Source organism: Paraburkholderia aspalathi (assembly GCF_900116445.1).
GTDB classification, from domain to species: Bacteria; Pseudomonadota; Gammaproteobacteria; order Burkholderiales; family Burkholderiaceae; genus Paraburkholderia; species Paraburkholderia aspalathi.
Genome location: NZ_FPBH01000052.1, coordinates 1 through 25,968, shown reverse-complemented (window position 1 = coordinate 25,968; position 25,968 = coordinate 1). Strand labels below are relative to the sequence as shown.

The following is a 25,968-nucleotide window of genomic DNA, read 5'->3' as shown; positions in this document are numbered from 1 at the left end:
CCCGCAATTGGTCTGTTTATTCTTTCTGACGAAACAATGACTGAGCCCGTGTTCGACTCAATTCAAGCGTGTGAACGAAGCGCAATCAGGGCTGACGTGTGCGCTGCAACCTTTGCCTGTAACCAGTTCAGCTTCGACGCAATATCAGCGGCATCGCCCTGTCCGGCACTCGCCTGTAAGGCAGAAATGGCGGTAACCACGTGCGACGCTTCGCCCTTGGCATCAATCGCGCGCGCCGAAGGCGCATAGCGGAATTCCTCCGCAATCTGCTTACAACGGGTCTTTAGTGCCTCATCGCTCATTGCGAGCGCCACCTCGTTAAGGGCGTTGGTCCAGACGCGGTACCGATCATCCTTCTCTTGTATGATCTGCACATCATCCACGACCTTGCGCGTGACGTTGGTCAACAAAATACCAACCATCAACGACGCCAGGGCGAGAACCAGCAACGCCCATGCGATGGACGGGAGGTTCGAGAGGCCTGCCGCCAACGCCGCCAGAGACAAGATGAGCGTACACACCGTGGTTACGCCCATCGGGCCGACGCCAGCAAGGCGTGCCGCTTGCGTCTTCACCGCAGGCGCGAATGCGCTTGGCAGGTAAATGAGTGAACCCAAGGAAAAAGCAACGGCCAGGATACTTGCGATGGTCGCCGTCGATTGCTTATCTGCCGGCACGAGGAGGTAAAGAATAGCGAGCGACGCTAGCGCCACCACGACCGCCGCTGCGGCAAGATGATTTCGAATATTCATGTTGATATCAGGAGGCGAGAATTTTTTGTTTTTCAGACTCGATCTCCGAGTCGCTAAGGATCCCAGCGGCCTTCAGTTCAGCGAGTTCCTTCAACAGACGGATCCGCTCCGCCGCGCCGATTCCCGCAGAAGGTGCAGCGCCACTCGGCGCCGAAGTAGCAGGCGGCGGCGACTGCGGGGCTGGAGGCGGCGAGACCGGCTGCTGAACATGTTGTGCCATCTGTGCGAAGCCTTGACCGATCGCCGGTGCCATACCGAATCCGGCACCCACGCCAATGCCCGCTCCCATTAGCGTTCCAGCGGCGCCCTCATTTCCGGCCGCTGTTTCCATCACATTGAAGCTTCGCTCCTGCTGATACGTGAAACCGATGATGCCCATTTCAGCGCGCTTCGCCAAGGCGGCCTTTAGCGTCTTGACCGCAGGGTCGTCCTCTGGAACATTGATTGAATGGATGTTGAACTGCGCAAGTCCCACGCCGTATTCAGCCATCTCGGCCGACAGCGACGTCTTTAGCGCCTCGGACAACATATCGAGCTGAGTGTTGATCTCCAGGATCGACACACCTGCCCGGGTAATGGCATTCGCAATTTCCGTCTTGATGCGAGTGATGAACACGCCGCGAAAGTAATCCGATAGCGTATCCGCATCGAATCCAGGCAGCGTACCGACGAGCTTCAGCAGGAACTTCTTCGGTTCGGTAATGCGCACGCCATATTGGCCAAACGCACGAACAGGAACCATGACCCCATACTTTGGGTCCTGAAGCTGGATCGAATCGGGGGTACCCCAGCGCACATCGAGGTTGGTGACACGATTTACATACCAGACTTCTGCAGTGAACGGCGATTTCCCGCCGAACGGTATTCCGATAAGAGTCCGCAGTCCCGGCAAGTTTTCTGTACTGAGGGTATGACGGCCGGCGCCAAACGGCCCCTCGTATACACCACCTCGTACGAGATAGGCTTCCTGCGACTCGTTGACAACCAGTTGCGTCCACGTGGACAGCTCTTCTGACGGAAACTTCCAGGCAAGCAGGTTGGGACTTCCACTCCACTTCACTAAATCAATGATGGCCATTTCTATTTTTGTTCGCGCTGATACAGCTAATTTACCTACTGACTCTCAGTTTCCGCAGGTCTTCAATCGCGCCCCGTCGGGATTCACGGATGCCAGTGCTTTTGTGGAGGCTATTAAAACTTGTAGCTCGCCTGTCTAACGGCACAAAACGGCAACACTTTAGCGATTTTGGGAATTTTTTTGCCCCTAAAACATCCCAAAAATCGAAGTCATTTCGCTTTGTAGCGTCGAATTCTCAGCGCGGATTCACGCGACACGCGGCACCTGTCTCGATAAATTCTTGTCGCGCAAACGTTTCACGTACCATTTCCCGTGGATTTCAGAAATACCTGCCCTTCACGCTCAGGCGCTTCGTCGCCGCGATCTCGCAGTGCCGCGCTCCTCGAGGCGACTCAACGCTGGACCATTCAGCAACAGTCGGACGCGAAAGCGAAGCACGATGGGGCAAAGTTCTCTCAAGCAGACTCGAAGGCGGGCAGCGATACTCCAGTTGACGAGCGCGGTCAGCGGAATCGACGCCGCTTTCGTGCCGATCGTCACACGTGTGTCAAGTTTCCGAAGCTTGCGGCGCAACGTTTTACGACTTCGCACAAGTCCACATCTAGGCCGAAATTGCGTACTCCGCGATCTCCTGACAAATACTATCGAGATACAACACCAGCTCAATTAGCAGAAAGGTAGCGGCGTCAATTTCTACGAAGTTTACGGATGTGCTGAGGTCAATAGCAGTTTCGACTGCGGCCTTAACTGAGTCGCATTGTTGCTCCAGATCGGTCCAGCGTAAAAGCGACTGCTTGAATTCCGGAAAATATACAGCTGCGAGCATCTGTACCTTGAAACGTCGCTGACGATTCTCTCCAATCATCCGATAGTGCTCGCTCAAGGCAGCCTCTAGCTTGCCGCGCCTTTCCTCATTTTCACCTTCCACAGATTGCCACGCGTTCCTTCCAACTTCAGCGGATGCGTAAGCCTGTTTAAGTTCAAGGAAGATCTCCTCAGCCTTCTCCAATCGCTCTTTTCTTCGGTCGAACTGGCTCTTTTTTGCGCTATCCCTCTCAAAAATATCGAACCTTGCGTTAATGTCTTTCTTCGCACGGGCGCCTTGCATAATTTGAGATAAAATTACAGCTAAGAAGGCGAACAACGCCGCTGTCAATTGGGCAATCGGGCCAAGGACATGATGGCTGTTTGCCCAATCGAGAATTTCCAGGTTCATTTTTCGAAGCAGTCCAAGTAAGAAGGGGATTTGCAGCAGTAAGCATTGAGTCTGCGCAAACCTGACCATCGCGGTTAAAAACGGGCCCTACGCCCGCGCCTGCGCGAGCGGCTCAAACGGCTTCCCAGGCCCTACGCCCGGTATCTTAGTGGAGATATCGGATGCGACTTCTGTCAATTGGCGAGGCCGCGGCAGAACTGGGCTTGGCGGTGGGCACGCTGCGACACCGGCATCGACAGGGCTTATTGATGCCCCTCGGGCGGATCGCCTGCGGTCATCGGCGATTCCAGCGTGACACCTTGCGCGCTGAGCCAGCTGTCGCAGGTAAGACCGTCTGCTACCCCCGTGTTTCCTCACACGACCAGGTCGAACAGCTGACGGAGCAGGCGGCACGGCTCGAGCGCCACTGCGTCGACGCAGGGTTTCGCCGATAACGAGATCATCACTGATCTGGGCAGTGGGCTGAACTACCGCAAGAAAGGACTCCAGCGCCTCCTGTCTGACAGTCTTCGTGGGCGCCTGGCGCGTCTCGTGCTGGTCACGAAAGACCGCCTTCTGCGCTTTGGTAACGAATTGCTCTTTCGCATCTGCGAATTCTTGCTCGTCGAGGTCGTCATCCTCGACGCAGTCCCCGACGTCAGCCGTGAGCAGCAGCTAACCGAAGACCCTGTCGAAATCCTGACGATCTTTTCGTCGCGGCTATATGGCTCGCGTCGCCGCAAGAACCTACGGGGGCTAGCCGCCTGATGCAGTCGACCATCCAGGCCCGCCTGAACCTGTCATCGCAGGATGCGCAGACGCTCGATCAGATGGCCGCGTTGCACGGTTCGATGAAGCGCAAGCTCTACGCGCAGATCACGGGTCAGGGCGGCAAGCCGCACCGGTGTGCGACAGGTATCACGGGCGACGGTGGCAACGCCGTCCCCCTCAGCACGGACTACCGCTCCCCTGCGATAACAATCTGCATGCGCAGGTTTGTGCACCATTATGTTAGCGGTATTTGACCGATAGGCGCGAGTTTGCGATTCAGTGCCTTCGGACATTGACAAGCTCCTCTTCGTGAAAATGCACGCTGAGGTCTCGCATACCAGGCCCAAAAAGGTATTCGCGACACCGTGGCGACACACGGAACTACCGGACCTTCTGGTACTCCCTTTACCATTGTCAACTCTTCCGACGGACAGGCAATTCTTCAAGCTCCGTTTCGTAGAGGCCCATGCACTCAGAAGCCTCCACCATTCTATTAAGTCCCTTTTTCTGCGTAGTCTTGATCTCTTCTTTGTACGCCAGTAAAGCTGCTCGCTGAATCCGTCGATGGCCCCCTTGGGTGTAGCGGACCGCGTCCAGCTTGCCTTCATCAATAAGCGTATCCAGCTGCGTGCGGGAAACGTGAAGAAGTTTCGCGGCTTCAGAAATGGTCATCGCATCGTGATCTGAATCGGGATTTTGTTTGCGGCCCAAAGAGGTCTCCACTTAAAAAGACGGAATGTCTCAAAACTCAAAGATCCCGCAGTCGTCGAGGGCGATGGCGCCTCGCGGTCGGCATGACCGTGCAAACGACCATGAGTAATCGCCCGCGCACATTCATGAGCCCGCAATTTTCGGATACATCGCTCTGAGGAGTTTCAGCATCATTTTCCAGACTCCTTCGCCCTTGTCGCACGAAACGGGACCAACGTCCTGACGCGGCGCCCCCTTCATGAGGACTCCGGCTGAAGCGACATAGGTTTCGAAAACGATATCGAACCGGGCCACGGGTTCGCCCCTCATGTCCTCCGGACGGGCTATCCGCTCGACGAAAACGGTCATCAACCGTTCAGGTTTCGCTGCAGGGTCAATCGGAAAATTGTATCGAGACGACGCCCTCAAATCTGCAAGCAGGCAGAGCAGACACTTGTCCGCGTCGTTAAACGGCAGCGCCTCGTGAGCGCACCACTCCTGACTTCCTGCTCTGGTAGAAAGCACCGGCAGATCAATCGACCCGTCAAGATACTCGCCGACGTGCGCTCGCGCTGTCCATATCACTAATTCGCGTTTCTCGGCCGCATTCATATTACAGCCTCCAGTGTCAGCCACATACTGATACAAGGCCGCGCGAGGACAGCGACGATCCCGCCAGACACTCGCTGATTCGAGATGAGTCTACGTATCTGTGCCACGTCGAGCTCGTGACCGTTTTCTGCTCGCGTCCCGCCGTAGATCATAGAGTGCATCTCTGAGACAACGTTTGAAGATTCGCCCTATTTCGAAAGACGAACTGGTCATCAAGTCGACGAATTCTCGTGGACGCATCTCCTTGATCTCGGCGATAGCTCCTCCCCGCCGCAACGCATCGTCCAACTCGCGCGAAAGCAATTGCAATTTCACATCACGAGGACTTATGCGTTTGCGCTTACGTTCAGCCGTCATCGTCACCTCATACCCAAGAACATGGTTCAGCGCGCAGTTGGTCGGTCGACTCAGACCATACGAATTTCCGGCAAGTGGCGTCGGAGAAGATGCGCTCCCGAACATATTGAGGCATGAAACCTACCAGCCTCCCTCTGCATCCGCAGGTGGTGTCAAGCATCCGTCGCTTCGGGACGAATCCATGGTCCGCTCCGCCTCCGGGACCGGATTTCGCCAGTCCAGGCATAGCTGCTCCGTAATGTCAGACCAGCTTGAGATTTCCCAGATCCTCCACACCCGGTTCCAAACGTACTCGGCATCTTTGCTAAAACCGGCCCGACCCAATAGCCGATACCGTCGACACTGGACGCCATTCCCAATCTTGTGCGCGAGTCAAACGAGACGATAGGCGTACTTACGCGACCATCGTAGTGGATAGTGTCGAACCCAACGAAATAGCGATCCCCACCGTCTACTTCCCGAATCGACCAACACTCGAGCGTAATCTCGGGACATTCATCAACACCGGTGCCTAAATAGATTGATATCACTTCCTCCGAGGAATCGCCGTTTCACTGCTAGAGTTCTACGACGAGCGAGGGGTTGAAACCGGCGTTTTCATAAGGCACGTTCGGGTTGTCGCGGTTCTTTCCCGGGCGCCCTCGCGGATTGCAGATCACTCGACAATCACCTATGTGGTAATCGCTCGACGCGAGAATATGCCCGTGTATCCATAAGTTCGCCTTGATCACCAGAAGTTCGACGTTCGAGGCGTGCGCGGCGGCGAGATAGTGCTCACGATCTCCTTGAGGGATCGACAGCCCAGATGGAGTGTGATGCGTAACAACGACCGTTTTTCCTGGAAAGTTCTCGTCAAGACGCTCGCTCAGCCAACGGAGAGTCCGATGCTGATGGTCACGCGCGTCTTCAGGCCTAAAAAACCGACTCCACTCTTGCCTGATTCGCTTGTGCTCTAGCATTGCTGCGCCGGCGGCCCGCATGGCGTCGTCAAGCTGCAATGGGTAGAAGCTATAGTCTGTCCAAAGGGTCGCACCGAGGAATCTTATGTTTCCAAGAACGAGCTCGTCGTCCTGTAAAAAACGCACTGATGTTCCTTGTGTGCGGTCGCGAAGTTCGTTCAACAATTTCTGATAGTTTTGTCCAAACGCCTCGCGATTTCCGGTGACATAAATGACAGGGACCCGACAGTCGCCGTACAGGTCGATAGCTCTGCTGCCTTCGTGAACGTCCCCAGCCAGAACGAGGACATCCGTTTCACGCGCCACAGGAAGTGGTCCGGCGAGATCCGCACGATGTGCAATCTCATGATGAAGGTCAGACGCAATCTGGATTCTCACTTTTTCATCCTCCATGCACGCTGTGGCGCGAACACTTGTACGGTCCGGCTCTGCGTTCCCCTTTCACTTTTTTCGATGCGGCGCTTTGGTCATTAGCTCAACAATGGTTGCTTAAGATTGCTCTAAACAGGAAGCCAGCGTCCTCGGCGAGAGTCACAACCAACGCAGGCCCTGCTTCACCGCTCTCTCGGTCCAGACCGTATTTACGACAACATGTACAGCAGCAATCGCACAAATACATCTACAGCACCGTCGTGCCTCACAGCAACAGTCAAGATCAATGCGCGGTTGATTTTCCACGAAAAGGCCACCTTGGGCGCAACTTTCTTCTATCGCCACATCAAGGCGCGCGACCACTCGCGTCGGATTCGCCATTCATTGGTTCCAGATGCTCCACGCATATCGTCATTGCAGAGCCAGTCGCTGCTAATGGGCGCATCGGATAACAATGCGGCCAAACGACGCAAACGACGATACCTCCTGGTGAATTGCCCGGCCGCAGCTTCTGCAAACGTACAACGCATCAATATCCACCAATAGAATCTGTGTTCTGCACGAAAACCTGGTTTTAGCTGGTAACCATCGCGAAGGCGGTGCATGATCGTCAGGCGGTATGTGATTTCCGTCAGAGGACGCGCAGACCTGTCGAACGCCAACGATACGGCGAGGATTTGATGGCGCAGGTTCTTTGTGAACGAGGGCTCACGCACTTTGATCACGCGCCTCTTCGACGGCCTTTGACGCGGCGACTTCATGCCGGGCCTCCTGACGTTACAAACGTGCACCGGACGCCGCAGCCATGCAGCTCGAGGTCCTGTTTACCCACCTACCTGTCAATTGCATCGACGCTGAGAGGCGTGCGTTTGTCGCTAGCCGTCTGCGCATGAGTCTTTCGAATCAAGTTGCCCCCGACCACTGCTCGCCCGGTCGAATCCACGGTAAAACGTCCGAGCGCCTCCGTTAAGCACTAACCAGCAGACGCCGCATACGTTGAAGGTTTTCCTCGCGCCGGTTAATAAATCAGACATGATATGTTCATGCATCGCTGGTTGCGGCGGGGTCCGCCCAAATGCTGGGAGCAAACCCCGCTGAAAGATGGAGATCAATCAGCTCAGGAAAATGCCGAAGCAATCTTCGAGACAGGACCCGGAATTTCTCCAGATCGGCGTTGTCTGGCGCCGCCGCCAAATCGATAAGTAGTTGACGCGCGCCTATTACTGCACGCGTACGCTCGCAGGGAAGTGTCATCACGCTCCTTTCTGACATGAGACTCTGTTCCTCATCGGACGCGCATATGCTGTGCAACAACTGCGATGTGATCCGGCGCGTCATTCGGCAGAACCACTTCCTTCAATCTGATTACTACTTTCGCTGTGGTCGTCATCGATAAGCGGAAGCTCGCTTCTCCAGTCTGGCACAAGGTCGGGGGTGACATCGGTCCAGGTCTCAATCCCCCATGCCCTCGACGCGATACCCCAAACGTATTCGGCGTCCGAATCGCGCCCCGCGCGTCCGACAAGCCGATAGTTGCTTCCACTTGCTGTCGTTCCAGTGCGCGTAAGCGGGTCAAACGCCCTGATCGGTGTACTCACGCGTCCATCGCAGCCAAGAACGTTGTGCCCCACAAAATGACGCTCGCCCTTGTCGGACTGTCGGATCGACCACCTCTCAAGGAAAACCATTTCAGCACTCGACGTCACATAGAACGACATGTTCCATCTCCTCAAAGAAGCAGATTCCGGCTGCAAGCCCGCTAGAGAGACTGCGGTTGATCCGACGTTCTCGTATGCGATTTTCGCTTACTTCCGGCTTCGTTCCAGTCTGCGTGGCTAACCCAACATCAATTTCTTCACGATTGCCTTAAACAGAAAGTCTTCGTCTGCGGAGAGAATGACTACGGACACAGGTTCCGATTCAAAGCTCTCGCGACGAGCACAAGAATCAACCTCCTGCTCACTGGCGTGCCGGGCTTCGTCTTCGCACTTCTTCGAATTGCTAGCTCAGACCCAACCCCATTCGGGCGTTGCGACGACAACAATCTCTTCCGCCACCTCTGTGTGAAGTCCTCCCGCCAAAAATACAACTCTGGATTTCGGGTCAACCTCACGAAGTATCTCAATGAGCTCGGATGCGGTCACGGCATCATTCCATCAGGGAATAAGCAGCATGTTTCGTATACCTACATACTTAAAATCCGCCTTCTCATCTGGGTTCTCGCGCTCGCCCTCGCACAGCCCAGCGCCCGACTCGTCAACTATGTTTCATTGAACCTCAAATGCCGTTCACCCACACAACCAGTCTGCCCACAGCTGCCATACCGGGCAGCGTCATTCCCCGATGTCGGTCAGATCGATATGAACCGCAGGCCGGCGCAGCGCTTTCATGCACTGCAGGAAAAAAACGAACGTGAACGCGCCGCGCGAAATCTTGTTCGCAATCGAGCGCTCGGTCTCCTTGACACCAAGTCCCTCCAGCAGCACAGCCAGTTGTTTATAGCCAATCTGTCTGCGCACGAGCTCAGCCCGAAGCAAACGCTTTGCTTCACGGTTCCAGTCAATCATTGACAACACACCAGACGAAAAGCGCGAGTATCGCTCGCACTTTCGTCACCGCCATCCTATAGTCTCATATGTGAGATCATTGCGCCACATAAAAGATTTATGTTTTTTCGTATAACCATTTAAGTGGCTTACGAAATTCGTTGTCTACACAGCACTGAAGCCATGCGCCTTCTGCGCGGCAATGAAACATACTGGAGTAGGAGAAATGGGGCGCGGTCCGAAAAAGATGACGGAGGCACTCATCAAGGAGTGGCAGATTGAAGGGCGGGGCCGTGGCGAAGGGGCTGACTACAAACCGTGGCTTGAGATATTCGACCTCTCTTCTTTGGGGCGCGTCAGCCGCCCATTCAGTCCGAAATGCGGCCGCAGTGTTCATCTGCTGTCTGATGTCGAAGCGAATACTTTCTCTGCTCTCGAGTGGTCCCAGCGCGTCACCGGCATCCGGGAGGAGTTCCCGCTCGACCGCGAACTTACGCTCGAAATCGCCGCCGACCTTGGCATCGCTCATCCGTATTACCCCGGGACTAAAGTTCCCACGGTTATGACGGTCGATTTCCTGGTCGATTTCCACGATAACGACCAGAAGCGACTTGAGGCGTGGGACTGCAAACGGACCGAAGACTCCGAGGATCCGCGTCAGATTGAAAAGCTTCAGATCGCGCGAACGTACTTCGGCGGGATGGACATCCCGCATCGCCTCGTCTTCCACTCCGAACTACCGATGCAAAAAATACGCAACATCGAGTGGATTCGCGGCGGCATGCTAAAGACTGGCGAGGACGAGCAGTACGCGGGCGCCCTACGCGAGCAATCGCTCATCATGTCCCACGACCTGGCCGGATCAACCAGAAATCAGCCACTTCAGGAGTACTGCCGGGATTTTGAGATTCGGCAGGGACTGAATCCGGGGGAAGGTCTCCGCGTTGCCAAACTGTTGATGTACGAGCGCGTCCTGATTTGTGACTTGAATAACCCAGACCTAGCCAGCGCGCCGTTGGCCAGCTTCCGCTGTACGTTCAAGGCAGACAGTCTCCGCGCGATGGGAGGTCGGTAATGGCGCTTCTCAGGAACGACCTGTTCCACAATGAATCGGGGACTCGCTATCGGCTACTTCACGTCACACCTGAAACTGATGAGGCTTGGATCATCAATGTGACTGACGAGGCCACGTGGCCGAGGAAGTGTTCCTATGCCGCCCTGCTCGACGACATGGACAAGCAGAAGTCGGCTCTGGTGGCGAGCACTGGTCAACGGAGTGTGTCTGAATACACGGACGCCGCGAAAAATAGGCGCAAGGAGACGTGGAACATCATTGACCCGCTTCTTGCCAGCTCCGCAATATTTGACCCGAAACTGCGAGGCCCGCTGGTTTCAGCGCGCGCTGAGGCGACCGGCGCGTCGAAGACGACAATTAACAAGTACTTGCGGGATTACTGGCGCGGCGGCCAGACTCAGGATGCACTGATACCCGATTTCCTCAATATCGGTCTGAACCAACCCCAAGCTACCAATGCTAGGGGACGCCGCCCGTCTGACAGCCGCTATGAAATTTATCAGATGCACCGCAGCGTTGACGACGAGCACGTCATCGCCGCCGTCAAGGAACACTTTCTGAACGGAGAAGTCCCTACGCTCCAGGACGCGTTCCGGGAAATGCTGAAAGAGCACTATTCCTATCAAGATGGGAACGGCGCGAGCTACGTCAAACCGTCCGGCGAACGCCCTTCCTATCGACAGTTCTACACAGTCGTCAAGCGTTGTTTCTCGCTCGAGACGATCTTACGTCGAAAGAAAGGAAACAAGGACTTCGAGCGGGATCATGACCAGCGGATTGGCAGCGCCCTCTATGAGGCAATCGGTGTCGGGTATATCTACGAAATTGACGCAACCATCGCCGACGTGTTCCTGGTTGCGCAGGCGGACCGGGCGAAAATTATCGGCAAGCCAACGCTGTACCTCATCTACGATAGATATAGTCGCCTTTGTGCTGGCTTCTATGTTGGCCTGGAGCATCCCGGTTGGGAAACTGCCGTTCAGGCAATCCTCAGTCTGGCCGAGGATAAAGCGGCGCTGTGCCATAAGTACGGCGTGCCGTACGACCCTCGTGATTGGCCGGCCGACCGAATTTTTCCTCAGAAATTCCTCGGCGATTGCGGCGAGATGATTTCTCGCAACAGTAATCGCATTTGCGACGGAATGGAGAGCACTATTTCAAACGCGCCCCCTCTCTCGCCCCAAAACAAAGGCACGGTGGAGTGCGGTTTCAGACTGATTCACGCGTCGATCGCCGCTGCAACACCTGGATACGAACCCCCTTCGAATGTGATGCGGCGTCGTGGGAAGCACTATGACAGCGATGCCTGTCTTACGCTTGATGAGTTTACCGCAATCATCCTGCGCGCGATTATTGCTCATAACCGTCGCGAGATGAAGAAATATGCGCTAGACCCCAGGGCCGCCCTCCGCGGAGTCAGCCCTATTCCGCGCGAAGTATGGGAGGACAACGTGGTGTATAGCGCTGGCGTCATTTCACGCTACAACGAGGACTATTTGCGTCTTCAGTTGCTGCCCCGCGACAAAGCGACTGTCACCGACCAAGGCGTCCTGTTCAAGGGCTGCTTTTATTCATGCGCCGACCTGGAGAAGAAGGGATGGTTCGTGAGTGCGGCAAACCGGGGAAGATTTGACGTTGACGTTTCCTACGACCGCCGACTTGTTGATTCGATAGTCGTCCACGACCCGCAGGACGCCCGCAAGTCATATTCGTGCGGGCTGACCACTACAAGTGAATCTTATCGAGGTTACTCGTATGCGGAAGTGAAATACGTGCAAACGACTGTGAAGCGGATTCTGCAAGACGGCGAAGACAACGCCCTTCAGGAAAAAATCAATCTCAAAAAATTCATCTCCGACATCGCAGAACCTGCACATGCCGCGATGAAACAGGCAACCAGAGGGAAGTCGCGCTCCTCCCGTAAAGCAGACATCGCCGCTGACCGTGAGGCTGAGAAACGGGCTCGAAGACAAAGTAATGCAACCAGTCCTTCATCTCCGCGACCACCGGTGGGTGCTGACAGGCTGCCAGACAATGTCGTCCCAATGCCAGACCGCTCTGCGACCGTAGCCGTCGCCGCGCCGCAGCCCCCAGTGAAAGTGGGTGAAACACAAGTCAGACCGCTGTCAATTCAGGAAAAACTACGGCTGAAGAAACAGGAGATGCTCAGTGATATCACAAAATAGCGCTGTTTCAACGGCCGTAACCGCAGTTTATACGGAACAGCGAATTCCCCGGTATCGTAACAATCCACTCATCGCAGCGTTGCCGCCGGCTCTCGATGACGAAGCGCTCGGAGAGTACCTGTACGCACTGCCATCTTTCGAAAAGGAGCAGCGCACGTGGCCGCCGTTTGAGAGACTCCACCTTGTCGCGGAACTCTCATCGTTCATGTCCCCCCTTCAGCGCCATGTCGTGCTCGGATGGGCCTTAGACACTATGCTCCGGCAAGGATATGTCGGCCGAACACCAAGAACTGCGGCGCATGTCCAGGTGTTTCAAAAGCTTTATGAAGCCCAGCAAGCTGGCAAGGCGTTCAGTCCGGTCGACGACCTTAAGCATGTTACGTCCCAAAACTCGAGTGCGCTGATTGGTGTATCCGGCCAAGGCAAAACTACGACTCTGAGACGCCTGATGAGACGTTACCCTCAGGCGATTCACCACCCTGACCTCGATATAACGCAGATAACCTATATTCATATTGAAACGCCGGCTGACGGGGCATCAATCAAGGGTCTTGCTCATTCGATTCTTCGAAAAATTGACCAGTTGGTTCCAGATGGCAACTACTACCAGAAATACGGTAAAGGCACCATGTCTGTTGAGACAATTCTGAACCATGTTGCCCGGGTAATGCATATGCATTGCGTCGGACTTCTCATCGTTGACGAAGTGCAAAATCTCAGGCATGGCGGCAAAAACATGCAAAAGCTAATGGCTGTCCTCGTGTCAGCCTCCAATGAGCTTGGTGTTCCAATCCTGTTCGTAGGTACAAATAGGGCCATCAAGGTACTCGGCCTCGATTTCAGCCAGGGTCGGCGCTCCGTAGGCAGCGGCTTCCCCGAGTGGGGCCACCTTTCTGCTAGCCATGACCTTAAGGAGCCCCTCGAGTGGGAAGACTTCATTACGACGCTATGGACATTTCAATGGCTGAAGAATCCTGTCGAGCTCACCCAGGCGCTTGCCGACCTGCTGTTTTACTATAGCCAGGGAATCATCGACATCGCAATCAAGCTCTTCGCCTGCTGCCAGTGGCAGGCAATCATTGACGGGAGCGAAACAATCACGGCTCAAACGTTTGCGTTCGTCTGGAATCGCGACTTCACCCGGGTTCAACCAATGATCGATGCATATCGCTCGGGCGATGCCACTCTGCTTGACCAGTACGGCGACATTGCGCCCGTCAAGTTTTCCAACCTGCTCGACGGCGCTCTGAACAAATTCGAGGGCCTACGCAACCAGAAGGCATCAGTAAGGCCCGGCCACCAGGACTTCGCTCCAGCCATTGCCTCCGCGCTGGTAAGTATTGGCGTGGACAAGGACCGTGCGTTGAACATCGCAGACGCTGTCGAGGCACAAGGAAAGGCAGATACCGTCCTTGATGGGGCCAAAGCTGCAATTGAGCTGATAAAACCGCACAAGAGTACAAGGCGCGCGAAGGCTAAAACTGCAAGCAGTGTCGCCCAGGAGCTCGCTCCGGATGACTATCGCAAAGCAATTAACGACTCAATCGTCAAAGGCAATACGATTTTCGAAAATCTACTCAGCATGGGCGCTGTCTGCAATCTGGATTCTTTGCTCGAACTGGAGTAGAAAATGTACTTTCCGCGACCCTACCCCGACGAACTGACAAGCAGTCTATTGATCCGGGCATCGCGCCATCTCGGTATTCGATACGACCAGGTGGTTAGGGAGCTTACAGGCAAAGGTAGGAGGCGAGTTCATTTCACCAATCCGTTTGCTCTGACGCAAATCGCGGATGCGACTGGCATTACGTACGACGACATTCTGGTGAACCACACGCTGTACCCGTACGTAACGGCGTTTATGACGGGGCAACGCCGCGAACTGATACGCGCAAGCTTGGTCGCAATCGTCCCACAAATTCGATCCGATTTTAACTGGCTTGCTGGAGCGCCTTGGGCCACTTTGGCATGTCGTCGCTTTTGTCCTCAATGCATGCGTGAGGACTTGCAGCAACATGGCGAATCGTACTGGCACAGATCACACGTACTGCCGGGCGTCTATACCTGCACCAACCACAGTTCGCTGCTTCTTGGAACAGCTATCCCCCTTGGTTGGTGCGAGCCCGTTCGCGCCAGAGCATGCCCTGCGGATAATCCGGGGATCGAGATAAGTCCTCCCCTATCAAGGCATCTTCTCGACGCAGTGGCTTTGTACTCAAAAGAAGCGCTAGAGGGAGAACTTTCGGCGAATCTTGAGGGAATTCACGCACACGTGGAAAGGGTCGAAGAGCTAGGACTTAAATCTTCCAAAGGTCGTATTACACGTTGTCTGTCGCGGCAACTTGAGGATTTTTACGGGAATCCTTACCTTAATTCTGTAGGGGTTTCCTGGCTGAATTTCAGGATGTCCGTGGAACAGTGCCCAGCGTTGATGGCCCGTCACAGCGAGGCAATCACCTTTACCACATTGCAGCATCTGCTGCTGCAGACATTCTTTGAACATTTCCCGGCCAGAACTTCTCATCGTTGAAACGACGCCGCGCGACCGAGCCCCGGACCGCAGCTTGAATATCCGCTCCGGAAGTAGGTCGTACATCAGCGACGCGGCGTAGCGCTCTCGCTCGTGCCTGTTGCGTCAATAGCAAATGTGAATTTGGCTAAAGCGAGTAGCTCAGCCGAACCGCTCCGCGAAGGTGACTGGCACGGTAGCTCCTCGGCCATCAAATGACCGACGTAGCCGTTGTATGGACGCAACCAGGACTTGATCCCCAGGAACATCTCATCGCACGCCAACATCATTAGCTTCTAACCCTGTAGACATATATGAACAACGACATGCATCCTATGGTCGCCCATCCAGCCATCATCGCCGAGAGCAACCGCCTCGCGACCGGCATTGGCTCCTTTCTTGGTAAATGTGGCCTGAAGCGTGACCGCATTACTCCAATCAGCATCGTCTACGCACAGGCGGCATACCAACCATTGCCGTCCTTCTGGCGTGATTTAACCTACGGGGCAGTGCTAATAGCCGTGGAAGTTCATGCGCCCGGTTTTCTCGGAACAATTCTCCGGCCGGACGGGCAACCCAGTGATTTTGCACACGCGATTGAACTGGAGCTTAAATTGCGAACAAGCGACGAATTGAACGCAGAACTCTTGTTATCCCTTTCGGACAAGGAAAGACCGACAAGCCCACAGCGTACCGTTGGCTACTACAAGAACTGACGACGCGAGGTGAGCACGAGGAGGCCGGGCATTTGAAAACGGATGGATTGGCAGGTGCAAAATCTGCGCTCGATCTCGTTGCTGCACAGATTGCGGCGCGCGATGGGCGCAAATTTGAAACTGACGGAATGCGGCGAGCAATGAATTTCTGCGCTGCCACCGTCATGGGCGAGGTATTCGCGGACATAGGCGACGACTAGTTCTTCGACCTTCGTGCTGAACACTGTACAAGCAGTGCCCGACAAGTCTCTGCAGCGCTCAAGTTTCCATGGCGCCACCTGGGAGGTACAACGCGGCGAAGGCGAAGTCACGAGTGACTCCGCCCCGCAAAGTTACTGCAGGCGAGTGGCTCAGTTCGCGGTCTTCTGTCAAGGCGCCGGTCAAAGGAACGAAGCATGTGTGGCGAAAATACACGCTAGATATCTGTCCCGAATTTCAACGTAAAACGATTGCTTATACTTGGGAACCTCCTTCTCCGAGGCGCGTCTGATGCAGCCCGAATGGTTTGAACATCTCCAGCAATTTAACTGGAATACTCCTGCAACGCTGGCGTTGATGTCAGCGGCAGTTGGCTCCGTTGTAACACTCGCCTGGATCTCGGTGAGGGACGCCAGCATGCGCAAGCGACAGCGGCATGACACTGCGCTGGAAGTTGCGCTATCGCTGGAAAGCTATGCTCGAACATGCCGCACGATGATGCATAAGGCCGCATGGGCGACTTCGACGCCGGCTAGTACTGTGAGCCGTGAGCCAAGCAGTAACGTCTCCATCCCCACTTTCGCGTATCCAGACAAGCTGCATTGGCAGGTCTTGAGTAGGAGCGTTGTCTCCGAGCTGCGCGAGTTCCCTGCCACGATCCACGCTGCCCGGGAGCACGTAGAGACCTTTCGGGAGTTTGGCGAGCCGGCAGATTTGTGTGCGCAGGTTGAATACGAATGTGCCAAAGCCGCGAAGTCTGCGCTGACTCTTGCTCGAGCCACGCGCCGTCGACACAGGGCCACAACGCGGAAGCCGGGCGCTAAAGATTCCGCAATGGAACGCGAGTTGTCCGATTTCATCGTGACCGTCGAAGAAAAGCGCAAAGCATACCTGGAGCGACGAACGGATTTCGCGATAGAACCTCAAGCCAAAGCTCGGCCGTTTGAACAGCCACTAGGCGCATAAAGCTTTGTCGCAATCCTTTTGTTGCCAAAATCTTTTCATCCGCAGCCGAGCTGAAACGCAGCGCAACCAGCAATCAAACGCCGACGGCCTGCTGTTAGCGCGCCTCCGGTCCGAAGTCGGACAGCATGTCCTCAGGCCGTACAAATCGTAGATTTGTCGGCCCAGTCGATAACACCACGACTCGTCTCGTCTCATATCTGACCGAGGCGTAAGCGCTCCCCCGTTGCTCAGGTCGGTATGGATACCATGACTGGTATCCACGCGCGCCGTAGTCGCCTGATTCGTACGTCCAGGGACGGGGTGCCAGGTAGACTTCGCACACCTCGTCGGCGTCGTCGGCGTCTGCATGTTCAGCGAGGAACAACACGGTACTGTCTGCGTCCACATCACGCAGAGCGTGCAGTAGCTCTCGTACTTTCATTGGCCGCCCCCTCAGTTCGGTGGACCTCACCGATATTCGAGCCGAATTCCTGCCTTCCCATCGGACCAGCGGTTGCCGGTGTAGGCATGCACGCCTACCAAGTAAAATCTCATATATGGGATTATAGTAGCATATACAAGATTCAACGTGATAATCCATCGAGCCGGTTTTTTCAGCTCGCCTGTCGACAGGTCCGCTGGTCTCAGAGCGACAGCAAGCATGGAACATGCGCGAGCGCGACTTCAGGAGGCGTGGGAGGATTCCCGGCTTCCAGACAATCGTCAAGTCGTAGGTGCTGACGTAGTCCAGGAATTAAACCAGGATCAATACTGTGTTTTGATCAGGGGCAAGCACGCAGAAGCATCAATCACAATAGTCCGCTATCGAGCACTTCCGAAGTCCGCGCAAAGGAGAGCCAACGTCGCCCGCTCGTCGAAAGAGCGAAGAGCGCCGCCGCGTTAACAATCCAGACGAAGGCTAAAACGTGAATCTATAGGTCTTCAATACATACGACCTAGCCGGAGAACCAATAGATGAACGATGCCGAACTCGACAACCACGAAGCAGCCCTCAAATCCGCAATGATTTCAGCAATCCTGTTGCTTGCCGAAATGGACCAAGCACTACATTTCGGTTGTGCGGAAGTTAAAGCGGACGAAATTCTGACGAAACTGGAAGAGTTCGCTCCGTTGTCGATTGCAGAAGTCATCCGTTTCGGTCTTCGCGAACAATTCCTGGCACACATCACAATGTACGGTAGCGCGCGAACAATCGCGCTACAGTGGCGAGACCCTGAAACATACTTTGAGTCATACGGGAAGTTATCCTTTGAAGACGTTCTTTACATATTAGACGCCGACGAGTGGAACGAGTCGCATCCGGCGTTTTACTCGCTGATTACGTCTATCGCGCCTACGGTAGAACGTATTCTGGACGACCGTTTCGGTATTCCGTTCTAAGATAAGCGTCGCGTCAATCGCGGTAGAAAGCACACCACGGTTGCCAAGCGGCTACAACGTGCGGCAAGGATTCCGCGTCGAAACAAGAGGCGGGCACCTGCCCCGGACAAAAGCACCATGGACCCGGCGCGAGGTTCCATCCTCACGTCGGGGCCTGGGGGCGCCGGTCCTCAACGATTAACTGCTTCCTTGAAAACCTTGCCTGCGGTGAATTTCACGGTTTTCGAGGCCGCAATCTGGATTTCCTGACCGGTTGCAGGATTGCGTCCGGTTCGCGCCGAGCGCGTGCCTTGGCTAAACGAGCCAAATCCGATCAACTGCACGGTGTCCCCTGCGGCCACAGCCTTGCTCACTACCTTGAGGACTGCATCAACCACCTCACCAGTTGAGGCCTTGCTTGTGCCGGTTGCAGATGCGACTGCGTCGATGAGTTCCTGTTTGTTCATTTGAAAATCCCATTTTGAGAGAAAACATACGTACTCCAACCGGTACTGTACATCACCGCATTGCAGTTCGGCCATCACGCTGAGGCAGGGAAAATCTCTCCGTTCCGATTACGGGCCAAACACAGCCAGGAGCTCCGCAACCTTGCCTCTCGCACCACTGGAGGCACTCACTGAACGGCGCACCGAAAAATCCACCATTTCCGCGCCCGAGTAAATTTCGCGGGCCGCAGCACAATCATGGTTCGATATTGCTACGGGGATCCCTCTGTCCGCTAGCTCCCTCGCGAGGTCGGCGAGTTCGCGCTGGCGGTCGAAGCTGAAATCTCCTGGACTATAGGCTCGAAAGCTCGCGACGCCATCACGGTCAAGATACGGTGGATCGCAATAGACGACATCGCCGGGTTTCGCCATCCGCATCACAGAAGCAAAGTCATCGTGTACGAACGTCGCTCGCTGCGCCTTTTTTGCGAAGCTCAGGATTTCCTCTCGTGGGAATCTCGGGACGCGGACATGATGTCCATATGGGACGTTGAATTGACCTGAGCGGTTGTATCTGCACAGTCCGTTAAAGCCAAACTTGTTCAGGTAAAGAAACTGTGCTGCCCGAAGAAGACCCTCGTTCGCATCGTTGAACGCGCTTCGTATCTCAAGGAACCGCTCCTGCGAGCGATAGCCATCGCTAAAGAACGGCGATGCTATCTCAATGAACTGCTCAGGCTGCTCAGCCACCATGCGATGCAGCTCGATCAAATGAGAATTGCTATCGCCAAGCAGATAGTCAGAGAAATTCGTTCCAAGGAACACGGCACCGCTTCCGACGAAAGGTTCGACGAGCCTGTTCCCATGCGGTAACGCGGGGAGGAGTTGCGCCAGAAGTCGAGACTTACCCCCGGCCCACTTCAAGGGGGGCTTGGCGCACTTTGCTGTTTGTGACGCTGGATGGATTTGCATCCAACGTCAAGAAACCCGGGTTTAGCCTTTTCCCTTTCCGATTTCCCGCCTCAAAAAGCTGCCCCCCCTTGTGCGCGTTGACGTGTCGCACGAGCAGACCGTACGCAATGAATTGTTGACGACACCTTACCTCGGCGCCCCAGATAAAACGCTTTTCTACACCTGTTTCCACTTCACCAAGGAAACAGCATGTCAGCGCAAAAAGGTCAAAATGAACTGAATGTCGTCGAGCTATTTGCAGGCGTGGGAGGCTTCCGCTTGGGACTGGAAGCCGTCCACGGCAGGCCGTTCAAAGTCACATTGAGCAACCAGTTTGAGCCGTCGAAGAAAAAGCAGCACGCAAGCGAAATCTACACCGCTCATTGGTCGCACGAAGCGCACATTAACGACGACATCGCCAAAGTGCTCGAGTCGGCGATGGGACAGCAAGCTATTCGAAACGCGAGGCCAGACCTGGTCGTCGGCGGCTTCCCGTGCCAGGACTACAGCGTCGCTCGACCTTTGTCGCAATCGCAGGGACTCGAGGGTAAAAAGGGCGTCCTTTTCTGGTCGATTACGAAGTTGCTGGAGCAGCGGTCGGCCGACGGCGAGCCAGTGCCCTACCTGGTTCTTGAGAACGTTGACCGTTTGCTGTCTTCGCCAGCGTCATCACGCGGAAGGGATTTCGCCGTCGTTCTAGCCGCGCTGAGCTCGCTCGGATACGCAGTGGAATGGCGCGTGGTTAATGCCGCTGACTTTGGATTCCCTCAACGGCGCCGTCGTGTGTTCATAGTCGCCTACCACGCCACTACCACTCTCCATGGCCGGATAAAAGCCGCGGCAAACAGGCAACACGGCGAGTGGCACTCCGAGGGGGTTCTGAATGCTGCCCTCCCAAGCGTCCTTATGGACGAACTCGATGCGTACGCGCCTGCGCTAAGGGTCCAAAACGACCCGTTCAGCGCGCAGGTTGCTATCGTCCACTCTCGAATGGGAAAACGCGCTTCGCCAACTCTGGGTTCATGTGCGAAGGCCAGGTGTGGACGTGCGCGGCGCGCGCGTCGACCATTCTGGACTTCACAGAATTTACGGGCCGTGCCGTCCCGCTCACATTGGGAGACGTCATCAACAAAACTGGCCCTGTCCCCACGGAGTTCTATGTCAAGTCAGAATCGGAGGCAGCCTGGCGTGCAGCGAAAGGCGCGAAGACCATCGCTCGGGAGAAAAATGGTTTCGCTTACGACTACTCGGAAGGAAGCATGGCCTTTCCCGACACGTTGAGCAAACCTGCGCGCACAATCATTACATCAGAAGGCGGCAGCACGCCATCACGCACTAAACACTGTGTCCGCGAGAAGTCTGGGCTCCTGCGTAGACTTACACCCGAAGAGCTCGAGGAATTGATGGGCTTTCCTCGCGGATTCACCGACTTCCCGAGAGTCTCCGCAACCGCCCGCGCGATGCTGATGGGCAATGCGCTCGTAGTCGGCATCGTTACTCGAATCGGCACGGCCCTATACAAGGCTATCCAGGACTAGCAGCAGGCACGCGGCATGGACAGCTGCCGTTCGGATCGTCGTCGCGAACTCGTTCGAATCGCGACGACACGCCAACTCAGTGCCCGCGTTTGTTTTTCGCTACCGCGTATGGCCCATGGCCTGCGGGCGCAGGAAGGCTCCTTACGTCACCACCGCAGGCCTTGAAAATCGACCGAATGGCTAAAAACGATCGATATACGGATTTTCTTCGTGCCGGCATATCCATGCCGAATCCTACGGGTCAATGCAATGTCGTCACCAGAATACACAATCAAGCTGCACACCATCGGTTTTTCGAATTTAACGCTGTTGAGCGAGCCTTCTACTACGCGGTGCGCCTGCTGGCAAAATTGGACAGGTCATGTGCACCAGGCAAACCTATCGTTGCGCCTGACGCCATCGTCTGGGCGGTCGAAAAACTGAAACCGTCTCTCGTCAGGCCTTTGCGCGAAACAGGTCAGACAGACGAACTGGTCGGACTTCTGCTCCACTATCGTTCTTTGCGCGCAATCGCGGAAACGTTGTACATCGAAAAGTACCTTTCATATTGTGAGGAGTGCGGGATCCCCGCGGAGGACGGACACCAGCTTACTTTGGAAGGCGCGCTGTACGCCCTCGCCGAGGGAAAGTGGGAATGCAATGACACCGCAGCCCGCGATAGTATTAGCCTCGTACTGCATGCCGCGTTCGAACGACACCAGGGCGACGGTACCGACCGATCTCCTCAACAGACCTTTTTCTGCACCGCTCCTCTTTGACGTTTCCTCGCCCGGGTTCCCCTGCATTCGGCGCTTCGGATAGCTTGGACCCCGACATGTCGCCGACCGCTAACTTAATGGTGCACAAACCTTCACATGCAGATTGTTGTCGCAGGGGTAGCGGTAGTCCCTGCTGAGGGGGACGGCGTTGCCACCGTCGCCCGTGGTACCTGTCGCACTCCGGCGCGGCTTGCCGCCCCGGGTGGCGAGCCACTGCCCGCGCACCACACCTCTATACGCTGCATGAACACTGCGCCAGGCAGTCACACGCGAATCTCCCGCTATCCTTGCAGGTAGCTCGAGGGCGTGATGACCGCCCCGCACCGGAACACGGACAGCCGTGCCGGCACCGGGCAGACGCTCAGTCAACTTCTGTCCGCGACGGGCGGGCGATGACACCCGCTGCCGCAGCATGCACACTCCAGCCCCGTCGCGCTGCGTATTTCACCGCACCGATGGTCGACGTGTAGGCCGGGTCAATCAGGATCAGCTCGACACCCGCACGGAAGCACTTCGCTTCGAGCAGTTGCCGGTATTTCGCGCAAAGCAGCCCCGAGAGCATGCGCGCGCCCTTCGGACTGAGCTGCGTCATCGCTTTCTTCTTTGCCGTGAAGTCGAGATCCTCGGCGACGATGGGTTTCAGTTCGTCCTTCGCCCACGCCACGGCGTCCGACAGTGCATCGGACAGCACAGCCTCGCGCTGCCCCGACGTGGCGTCTTCGCGAAGTAGCGCAAAGCGTTGCGTGCGGCGCAGGTTGCCAGATGGATCGGTCTCCGTGACTGCCAGATGATCGACGTTGAAGTCGATCCCGACTACGCCATACTGCGCGCCCAGCGTGACGCGGCGCGCCGGCGCGTGGTTGAACTAGACGAATGCCCGCCAGTGCCGTCCGTCCCAGTGCAGACGCCAGCTCAGGGCAGTATTCGCATCCAGCGCCTCGTCCAGCGCTGCACGGTCGTGGTTGAATGTCACGCCGTTAATGACGAGATACTTCCGCTCGCCCCTGTTACGCAGGCAATCGGGCACGCGGACCTTGAGCTGGTAGCGACCATCTGCTGTTTGCCGGAGCTGGCAAAGCTGATTGCCGGCTGTCTCGTCCTTTGAACCGACAAAATACACCTGATGCGAGCGGCTCTCCTGCCAGGCGCGCAACCACGCGTCGCGGTCCCTGAAACCTGTCAGCGCGAGGTAGTGTTGCTGGTTGAAGAGTTTGCGCGTGCCAAAGCAGATACCCGGCACGTTCGCGGCAAGCCGGCGCTCGATCCGGGCGAGCTTCGCCTGCAGGCGCGACAGCGCCACGCCATTGCGATGCGCTGTGCGACGCAGCTTCGCCTCGCGTTGCGGATTCATGCGCAGCCGGTCGGCCTCGATCTCTGCGAGACGGTCCCGCCGGGCAACGAGCTGGCGCGCCTGCCGGCGTATTGCCTTGAGCAGGTCCTTGCGTTCCGAGGCTAACAACTCGCGCGTGCCATCGAGCAGCCCCTGCAGTTCAACCGCAATCGCGTTGAACATCCGCGCGGAGAGGCCGTGCTCACGGCAGAACGCCGTCTTATGCGACTTCGCCTTGCCGCCGTGGGCGGCGATACGCGCGTACAGCTTGCGCTTGATCGAACCGTGCAGCGCCGCCATCCGGTCGAGCGTCCGCGCATCCTGCGATGACAGATACAGGCGGGTCTGGGTGGTCAACTGCATCAGGTAGCCAGCGCCCGCAGGTTCTTGCGGCTACGCGAGCCGTACAGCCGCGACGAAAAGACCGTCAGAATTTCGACAAGGTCTTCGGTCAGCTGCTGCTCACGGCTGACGTCGGGAACTGCATCGAGGACGGTGACCTCGACGTGAAAGAATTCACAGATCCGGAACAGCAACTCGCGGCCAAAGCGCAGAAGGCGGTCTTTCGTGACCAGCACGAGACGCGCCACACGCCCACTGAGAATGTCAGTCAGCAAGCGGCGTAGACCTTTTTTACGGAAATTCAAGCCACTGCCCAGGTCGGTCATGACCTCGATACCGGCGAAACCTGCGTCAATGCAGTGGCGCTCGAGCCGTGCCGCCTGCGTCTTCAGCTGTTCGGCCTGGTCGTGCGAGGAAACACGCGCGTAGCAGACCGTCTTGCCTGCGACAGCTGGCTCAGCGCCCAGAGTGGCGCGTACCGTGTCACGCCGGTATCGCCGATGGCCGCCGACAGTCCGGCCGAATGGCACCAGCAAGCCCTGCCGATGCCAGCGTCGCAGCGTGCCCACCGCTACGCCCAGTTCTGCCGCCGTCTCGCCAATTGATAAAAGTCGCATCCGGTACCTGTACGCGAAAACCTGCGGCTCGCAGCACAAGGAGTGATGCCGCGCCGCGCCGCGCGCTTCTGGGAGCCAGTTGCGCGACTCGTCGAAGCGGACGATATCGCGGATGGCTTACTGCGGCGCTTAGGGATGCTGGCGTTCGGCGATGTTGTCGCCGGCACGCTCGCGCACGGGCGGCAACGCATGCTGGAAGTCGGAATGTGCCTCGCCGCACGGCCGCAACTGCTACTGCTCGACGAACCGACGTCCGGGATGGGCATCGACGATCTGCCCATGATGCGCGAACTGATCCGCGATATTGCCCGCGATCATACGGTCGTGCTGATCGAGCACAACATGAGCATCGTGCTATCGATCAGCGATCGCATCACGGTCATGGCCCACGGACGCATCTTGACGGAAGGCACCGCGCAGGACATTCAGGGTCACCCGGAAGTGAGACGCGCATACCTTGGAGCAGGAGCACTGGCATGACAGCACTGCTGGAATTGGAAGGTGTCAACGGGTATTACGGCGCGAGCCATGTGGTTCGCGACGTCAGTCTGCGGGTCAATGAAGGCGAAGTCGTCACTCTGCTGGGGCGCAACGGCGCAGGCAAATCGACCGCGCTGAAGATCATCATGGGTATGGTCCGCTGCCAACGCGGTCGGGTGATGTGGCGAGGGCGTGACGTCAGCGCGCTCGCCACTCATCGCCTCGCGCGCGAGGGACTTGCGCTGATTGTCGAAGACCGACGAATCTTTTCACTGCTCACGGTGGAGGGAAACCTGCGGGTGGCTATGCGGCGCGGCTCACCCTGGCAACTCTCAGATATCTATCGGATCTTCCCGCGCCTGGAGGAACGCCGGCGCAACGGTGCCGGCAAGCTATCGGGTGGCGAGCAACAAATGCTGGCGATTGCACGCGCTCTGCTGAATGGTCCCTCACTACTACTTCTGGACGAGCCTACTGAAGGGCTTGCGCCAGTGATCGTCGAACATCTTGCAGACACGCTTGCGCAGATTGCGGCGGGCGGCATGACGATCCTCCTCGTCGAGCAAAATCTTGCGGTATGTGAACGGTTAGCCAACCGTCACTACATTCTCGAGGAAGGGCAAATCGTCTATCACGGGAGTAGCCCTGAATTTCGTCTTGCAGACCATGTCAAGAAACTCTACCTGGCCGTGTAGCCCGCTCGGGCCGCCCACAACACTCATATCGCACATCGATTGGACAATATAATGCCGTCATTCTCCTACACACAATTGCTCATGAAACGTGACGATGTAAAGTCCCCGCGCGACAATCCCCTGTTCGTCCAGGTATTGGAAAAAGGTATTGATGTGCTGCGCAGTTTCACTGCGCAACGAAAAACCATGACGCTCGGCGAGATCGCTGAAGTCACCTCGTTAAGCAAGAGTTCGGTGCAACGACTTGTGTTTTCTCTTGAAGCGATGGGTTACATTGCCAAGCATGCCAAAACACATCGCTTTCATCTGACGCCACAGGTGATGGCAATTGGTTACAACTACCTCGCGGCGGATAGCCTCGTGGACGTGGCCAATGAGGGTGTAAAAAGTTTTGTGTAAACGGTCATTTGGCAGGAGACTGCCAGCAACAGGAGCATAGATGACCGTAGCGAAACGCAATAAAAGAGAGA

28 protein-coding genes and 3 pseudogenes are annotated in these 25,968 nt (G+C 56.2%); 16 read left to right on the top strand and 15 right to left on the bottom strand.

The genetic code is table 11. The annotated features are described in order from the left end of the window. Nucleotides 1–62 precede the first annotated feature (62 nt). The 3 genes from BM438_RS41950 to BM438_RS41940 form a co-directional block, all read right to left on the bottom strand. The gene (locus BM438_RS41950) at nucleotides 63–752 is read right to left on the bottom strand and encodes a hypothetical protein (protein WP_093646957.1); all 690 of its coding nucleotides are present in this window, start codon (nucleotides 750–752) and stop codon (nucleotides 63–65) included. A gap of 7 nt (nucleotides 753–759) precedes the next feature. After that, nucleotides 760–1,830 (bottom strand): SPFH domain-containing protein, encoded by a 1,071-nt coding sequence (locus BM438_RS41945; RefSeq protein WP_093646955.1) that lies wholly within the window; start codon nucleotides 1,828–1,830, stop codon nucleotides 760–762. A 601-nt stretch (nucleotides 1,831–2,431) separates the two neighbouring features. Continuing rightward, nucleotides 2,432–3,046: a hypothetical protein gene (locus BM438_RS41940; RefSeq protein ID WP_143131855.1), complete on the bottom strand. Its 615-nt coding sequence runs from the start codon at nucleotides 3,044–3,046 to the stop codon at nucleotides 2,432–2,434. A gap of 161 nt (nucleotides 3,047–3,207) precedes the next feature. Between BM438_RS41940 and BM438_RS41935 the strand changes: the two are divergent. Together BM438_RS41935 and BM438_RS41930 are read left to right on the top strand one after the other, a co-directional pair. Next, nucleotides 3,208–3,793 (top strand): annotated as a pseudogene (locus BM438_RS41935) (IS607 family transposase). Further along, nucleotides 3,793–4,050, top strand: coding sequence for a hypothetical protein (locus BM438_RS41930; protein ID WP_093646951.1), 258 nt, complete (start codon nucleotides 3,793–3,795; stop codon nucleotides 4,048–4,050). The pseudogene BM438_RS41935 and the gene BM438_RS41930 overlap by 1 nt, the downstream one beginning before the upstream one ends. Before the next feature lie 160 nt (nucleotides 4,051–4,210). Here the strand turns inward: BM438_RS41930 and BM438_RS41925 are convergent, their stop codons facing one another. The 7 genes from BM438_RS41925 to BM438_RS41900 form a co-directional block, all read right to left on the bottom strand. After that, nucleotides 4,211–4,507 carry an excisionase family DNA-binding protein gene (locus BM438_RS41925; RefSeq protein ID WP_143131854.1) on the bottom strand — a complete coding sequence of 99 codons (297 nt, stop codon included), beginning with the start codon at nucleotides 4,505–4,507 and terminating at the stop codon, nucleotides 4,211–4,213. A gap of 123 nt (nucleotides 4,508–4,630) precedes the next feature. Continuing rightward, a complete protein-coding gene (locus tag BM438_RS41920) occupies nucleotides 4,631–5,098 on the bottom strand; it encodes a hypothetical protein (RefSeq protein ID WP_093646945.1) in 468 nt (155 codons plus the stop codon). Nucleotides 5,099–6,012: 914 nt separating this feature from the next. Beyond that, nucleotides 6,013–6,807, bottom strand: coding sequence for a metallophosphoesterase family protein (locus BM438_RS41915; RefSeq protein ID WP_167378538.1), 795 nt, complete (start codon nucleotides 6,805–6,807; stop codon nucleotides 6,013–6,015). A 314-nt stretch (nucleotides 6,808–7,121) separates the two neighbouring features. Then, on the bottom strand, nucleotides 7,122–7,547 hold the full coding sequence (locus BM438_RS45185) for a hypothetical protein (RefSeq protein WP_143131853.1): 426 nt from the start codon (nucleotides 7,545–7,547) through the stop codon (nucleotides 7,122–7,124). Nucleotides 7,548–7,827: 280 nt separating this feature from the next. After that, complete coding sequence (locus BM438_RS46895) at nucleotides 7,828–8,040, bottom strand: BPSL0761 family protein (protein WP_093646997.1); 213 nt, start codon at nucleotides 8,038–8,040, stop codon at nucleotides 7,828–7,830. A gap of 80 nt (nucleotides 8,041–8,120) precedes the next feature. Beyond that, nucleotides 8,121–8,504 carry a hypothetical protein gene (locus BM438_RS45965; RefSeq protein WP_208620778.1) on the bottom strand — a complete coding sequence of 128 codons (384 nt, stop codon included), beginning with the start codon at nucleotides 8,502–8,504 and terminating at the stop codon, nucleotides 8,121–8,123. A gap of 615 nt (nucleotides 8,505–9,119) precedes the next feature. Continuing rightward, nucleotides 9,120–9,353 (bottom strand): DUF6471 domain-containing protein, encoded by a 234-nt coding sequence (locus BM438_RS41900; protein WP_093646943.1) that lies wholly within the window; start codon nucleotides 9,351–9,353, stop codon nucleotides 9,120–9,122. Nucleotides 9,354–9,558: 205 nt separating this feature from the next. Between BM438_RS41900 and BM438_RS41895 the strand changes: the two genes are divergently transcribed. The 8 genes from BM438_RS41895 to BM438_RS41855 all read left to right on the top strand — a co-directional run bounded on the left by BM438_RS41895 (nucleotide 9,559) and on the right by BM438_RS41855 (nucleotide 18,362). Beyond that, entirely contained in the window at nucleotides 9,559–10,407 is an 849-nt protein-coding gene (locus tag BM438_RS41895; RefSeq protein ID WP_093646940.1) for a TnsA endonuclease N-terminal domain-containing protein, read from the top strand. Continuing rightward, nucleotides 10,407–12,593, top strand: a complete 2,187-nt coding sequence (locus BM438_RS41890; RefSeq protein WP_093646937.1) for a Mu transposase C-terminal domain-containing protein — start codon at nucleotides 10,407–10,409, stop codon at nucleotides 12,591–12,593. The genes BM438_RS41895 and BM438_RS41890 overlap by 1 nt, the downstream gene beginning before the upstream one ends. Then, complete coding sequence (locus tag BM438_RS41885) at nucleotides 12,577–14,220, top strand: AAA family ATPase (RefSeq protein ID WP_244179592.1); 1,644 nt, start codon at nucleotides 12,577–12,579, stop codon at nucleotides 14,218–14,220. The genes BM438_RS41890 and BM438_RS41885 overlap by 17 nt, the downstream gene beginning before the upstream one ends. 3 nt (nucleotides 14,221–14,223) lie before the next feature. Then, nucleotides 14,224–15,123: a TniQ family protein gene (locus tag BM438_RS41880; RefSeq protein ID WP_093646934.1), complete on the top strand. Its 900-nt coding sequence runs from the start codon at nucleotides 14,224–14,226 to the stop codon at nucleotides 15,121–15,123. A gap of 293 nt (nucleotides 15,124–15,416) precedes the next feature. After that, the gene (locus BM438_RS41875; RefSeq protein WP_143131852.1) at nucleotides 15,417–15,818 is read left to right on the top strand and encodes a hypothetical protein; all 402 of its coding nucleotides are present in this window, start codon (nucleotides 15,417–15,419) and stop codon (nucleotides 15,816–15,818) included. A 32-nt stretch (nucleotides 15,819–15,850) separates the two neighbouring features. After that, nucleotides 15,851–16,018, top strand: coding sequence for a hypothetical protein (locus BM438_RS45790; protein WP_167378537.1), 168 nt, complete (start codon nucleotides 15,851–15,853; stop codon nucleotides 16,016–16,018). A gap of 289 nt (nucleotides 16,019–16,307) precedes the next feature. Beyond that, nucleotides 16,308–16,982 (top strand): hypothetical protein, encoded by a 675-nt coding sequence (locus BM438_RS41865; protein WP_093646927.1) that lies wholly within the window; start codon nucleotides 16,308–16,310, stop codon nucleotides 16,980–16,982. A 954-nt stretch (nucleotides 16,983–17,936) separates the two neighbouring features. Further along, on the top strand, nucleotides 17,937–18,362 hold the full coding sequence (locus BM438_RS41855; RefSeq protein ID WP_093646923.1) for a hypothetical protein: 426 nt from the start codon (nucleotides 17,937–17,939) through the stop codon (nucleotides 18,360–18,362). 170 nt (nucleotides 18,363–18,532) lie between these two features. Here BM438_RS41855 and BM438_RS41850 read toward each other — a convergent pair whose 3' ends face one another. Both BM438_RS41850 and BM438_RS41845 read right to left on the bottom strand, forming a co-directional pair. Further along, the gene (locus BM438_RS41850) at nucleotides 18,533–18,808 is read right to left on the bottom strand and encodes an HU family DNA-binding protein (protein ID WP_093646920.1); all 276 of its coding nucleotides are present in this window, start codon (nucleotides 18,806–18,808) and stop codon (nucleotides 18,533–18,535) included. A gap of 108 nt (nucleotides 18,809–18,916) precedes the next feature. Continuing rightward, nucleotides 18,917–19,759 (bottom strand): DNA adenine methylase, encoded by an 843-nt coding sequence (locus BM438_RS41845; protein WP_244179591.1) that lies wholly within the window; start codon nucleotides 19,757–19,759, stop codon nucleotides 18,917–18,919. Nucleotides 19,760–19,948: 189 nt separating this feature from the next. On the opposite strand from BM438_RS41845, the pseudogene BM438_RS46550 reads away from it, so the two are divergent. The 3 genes and pseudogenes from BM438_RS46550 to BM438_RS41835 form a co-directional block, all read left to right on the top strand. Then, nucleotides 19,949–20,536 (top strand): annotated as a pseudogene (locus tag BM438_RS46550) (DNA cytosine methyltransferase); the annotation flags it as partial. Nucleotides 20,537–20,760: 224 nt separating this feature from the next. Next, nucleotides 20,761–21,276 (top strand): DNA cytosine methyltransferase, encoded by a 516-nt coding sequence (locus BM438_RS46545; protein WP_244179590.1) that lies wholly within the window; start codon nucleotides 20,761–20,763, stop codon nucleotides 21,274–21,276. Between the two features lie 176 nt (nucleotides 21,277–21,452). Beyond that, the gene (locus tag BM438_RS41835; RefSeq protein ID WP_093646918.1) at nucleotides 21,453–22,034 is read left to right on the top strand and encodes a hypothetical protein; all 582 of its coding nucleotides are present in this window, start codon (nucleotides 21,453–21,455) and stop codon (nucleotides 22,032–22,034) included. Between the two features lie 361 nt (nucleotides 22,035–22,395). Here the strand turns inward: BM438_RS41835 and BM438_RS46540 are convergent, their stop codons facing one another. The 3 genes from BM438_RS46540 to BM438_RS41825 form a co-directional block, all read right to left on the bottom strand. Then, entirely contained in the window at nucleotides 22,396–22,725 is a 330-nt protein-coding gene (locus tag BM438_RS46540) for a hypothetical protein (RefSeq protein WP_244179589.1), read from the bottom strand. Nucleotides 22,726–22,899: 174 nt separating this feature from the next. Beyond that, on the bottom strand, nucleotides 22,900–23,664 hold the full coding sequence (locus tag BM438_RS46535) for a cytochrome P450 family protein (RefSeq protein WP_244179588.1): 765 nt from the start codon (nucleotides 23,662–23,664) through the stop codon (nucleotides 22,900–22,902). A 62-nt stretch (nucleotides 23,665–23,726) separates the two neighbouring features. Further along, nucleotides 23,727–24,323: an IS607 family transposase gene (locus BM438_RS41825; protein WP_093646916.1), complete on the bottom strand. Its 597-nt coding sequence runs from the start codon at nucleotides 24,321–24,323 to the stop codon at nucleotides 23,727–23,729. Between the two features lie 45 nt (nucleotides 24,324–24,368). Between BM438_RS41825 and BM438_RS41820 the strand changes: the two genes are divergently transcribed. From BM438_RS41820 to BM438_RS41810, 3 genes and pseudogenes are all read left to right on the top strand, one after another. Beyond that, complete coding sequence (locus tag BM438_RS41820) at nucleotides 24,369–24,803, top strand: ABC transporter ATP-binding protein C-terminal domain-containing protein (protein ID WP_093646913.1); 435 nt, start codon at nucleotides 24,369–24,371, stop codon at nucleotides 24,801–24,803. Next, nucleotides 24,800–25,498 (top strand): ABC transporter ATP-binding protein, encoded by a 699-nt coding sequence (locus BM438_RS41815; RefSeq protein WP_093646911.1) that lies wholly within the window; start codon nucleotides 24,800–24,802, stop codon nucleotides 25,496–25,498. Before BM438_RS41820 ends, BM438_RS41815 begins: the two co-directional genes overlap by 4 nt. A gap of 81 nt (nucleotides 25,499–25,579) precedes the next feature. Then, nucleotides 25,580–25,873: pseudogene (locus BM438_RS41810) on the top strand (helix-turn-helix domain-containing protein); the annotation flags it as partial. Between the last annotated feature and the right edge of the window lie 95 nt (nucleotides 25,874–25,968).

Excerpts from the sequence above, each read along its gene's own strand:
- BM438_RS41950 (WP_093646957.1), bottom strand. The coding sequence starts at position 752 with ATGAATATTCGAAATCATCTTGCCGCAGCGGCGGTCGTGGTGGCGCTA.
- BM438_RS41945 (WP_093646955.1), bottom strand. The coding sequence starts at position 1,830 with ATGGCCATCATTGATTTAGTGAAGTGGAGTGGAAGTCCCAACCTGCTT.
- BM438_RS41940 (WP_143131855.1), bottom strand. The coding sequence starts at position 3,046 with ATGAACCTGGAAATTCTCGATTGGGCAAACAGCCATCATGTCCTTGGC.
- BM438_RS41930 (WP_093646951.1), top strand. The coding sequence starts at position 3,793 with ATGCAGTCGACCATCCAGGCCCGCCTGAACCTGTCATCGCAGGATGCG.
- BM438_RS41920 (WP_093646945.1), bottom strand. The coding sequence starts at position 5,098 with ATGAATGCGGCCGAGAAACGCGAATTAGTGATATGGACAGCGCGAGCG.
- BM438_RS41915 (WP_167378538.1), bottom strand. The coding sequence starts at position 6,807 with ATGGAGGATGAAAAAGTGAGAATCCAGATTGCGTCTGACCTTCATCAT.
- BM438_RS45185 (WP_143131853.1), bottom strand. The coding sequence starts at position 7,547 with ATGAAGTCGCCGCGTCAAAGGCCGTCGAAGAGGCGCGTGATCAAAGTG.
- BM438_RS46895 (WP_093646997.1), bottom strand. The coding sequence starts at position 8,040 with ATGACACTTCCCTGCGAGCGTACGCGTGCAGTAATAGGCGCGCGTCAA.
- BM438_RS45965 (WP_208620778.1), bottom strand. The coding sequence starts at position 8,504 with ATGTCGTTCTATGTGACGTCGAGTGCTGAAATGGTTTTCCTTGAGAGG.
- BM438_RS41900 (WP_093646943.1), bottom strand. The coding sequence starts at position 9,353 with ATGATTGACTGGAACCGTGAAGCAAAGCGTTTGCTTCGGGCTGAGCTC.
- BM438_RS41895 (WP_093646940.1), top strand. The coding sequence starts at position 9,559 with ATGGGGCGCGGTCCGAAAAAGATGACGGAGGCACTCATCAAGGAGTGG.
- BM438_RS41890 (WP_093646937.1), top strand. The coding sequence starts at position 10,407 with ATGGCGCTTCTCAGGAACGACCTGTTCCACAATGAATCGGGGACTCGC.
- BM438_RS41880 (WP_093646934.1), top strand. The coding sequence starts at position 14,224 with ATGTACTTTCCGCGACCCTACCCCGACGAACTGACAAGCAGTCTATTG.
- BM438_RS41875 (WP_143131852.1), top strand. The coding sequence starts at position 15,417 with ATGAACAACGACATGCATCCTATGGTCGCCCATCCAGCCATCATCGCC.
- BM438_RS41865 (WP_093646927.1), top strand. The coding sequence starts at position 16,308 with ATGCAGCCCGAATGGTTTGAACATCTCCAGCAATTTAACTGGAATACT.
- BM438_RS41855 (WP_093646923.1), top strand. The coding sequence starts at position 17,937 with ATGAACGATGCCGAACTCGACAACCACGAAGCAGCCCTCAAATCCGCA.
- BM438_RS41850 (WP_093646920.1), bottom strand. The coding sequence starts at position 18,808 with ATGAACAAACAGGAACTCATCGACGCAGTCGCATCTGCAACCGGCACA.
- BM438_RS41845 (WP_244179591.1), bottom strand. The coding sequence starts at position 19,759 with ATGCAAATCCATCCAGCGTCACAAACAGCAAAGTGCGCCAAGCCCCCC.
- BM438_RS46545 (WP_244179590.1), top strand. The coding sequence starts at position 20,761 with ATGTGCGAAGGCCAGGTGTGGACGTGCGCGGCGCGCGCGTCGACCATT.
- BM438_RS41835 (WP_093646918.1), top strand. The coding sequence starts at position 21,453 with ATGGCTAAAAACGATCGATATACGGATTTTCTTCGTGCCGGCATATCC.
- BM438_RS46535 (WP_244179588.1), bottom strand. The coding sequence starts at position 23,664 with ATGGCGGCGCTGCACGGTTCGATCAAGCGCAAGCTGTACGCGCGTATC.
- BM438_RS41825 (WP_093646916.1), bottom strand. The coding sequence starts at position 24,323 with ATGCGACTTTTATCAATTGGCGAGACGGCGGCAGAACTGGGCGTAGCG.
- BM438_RS41820 (WP_093646913.1), top strand. The coding sequence starts at position 24,369 with ATGCCGCGCCGCGCCGCGCGCTTCTGGGAGCCAGTTGCGCGACTCGTC.
- BM438_RS41815 (WP_093646911.1), top strand. The coding sequence starts at position 24,800 with ATGACAGCACTGCTGGAATTGGAAGGTGTCAACGGGTATTACGGCGCG.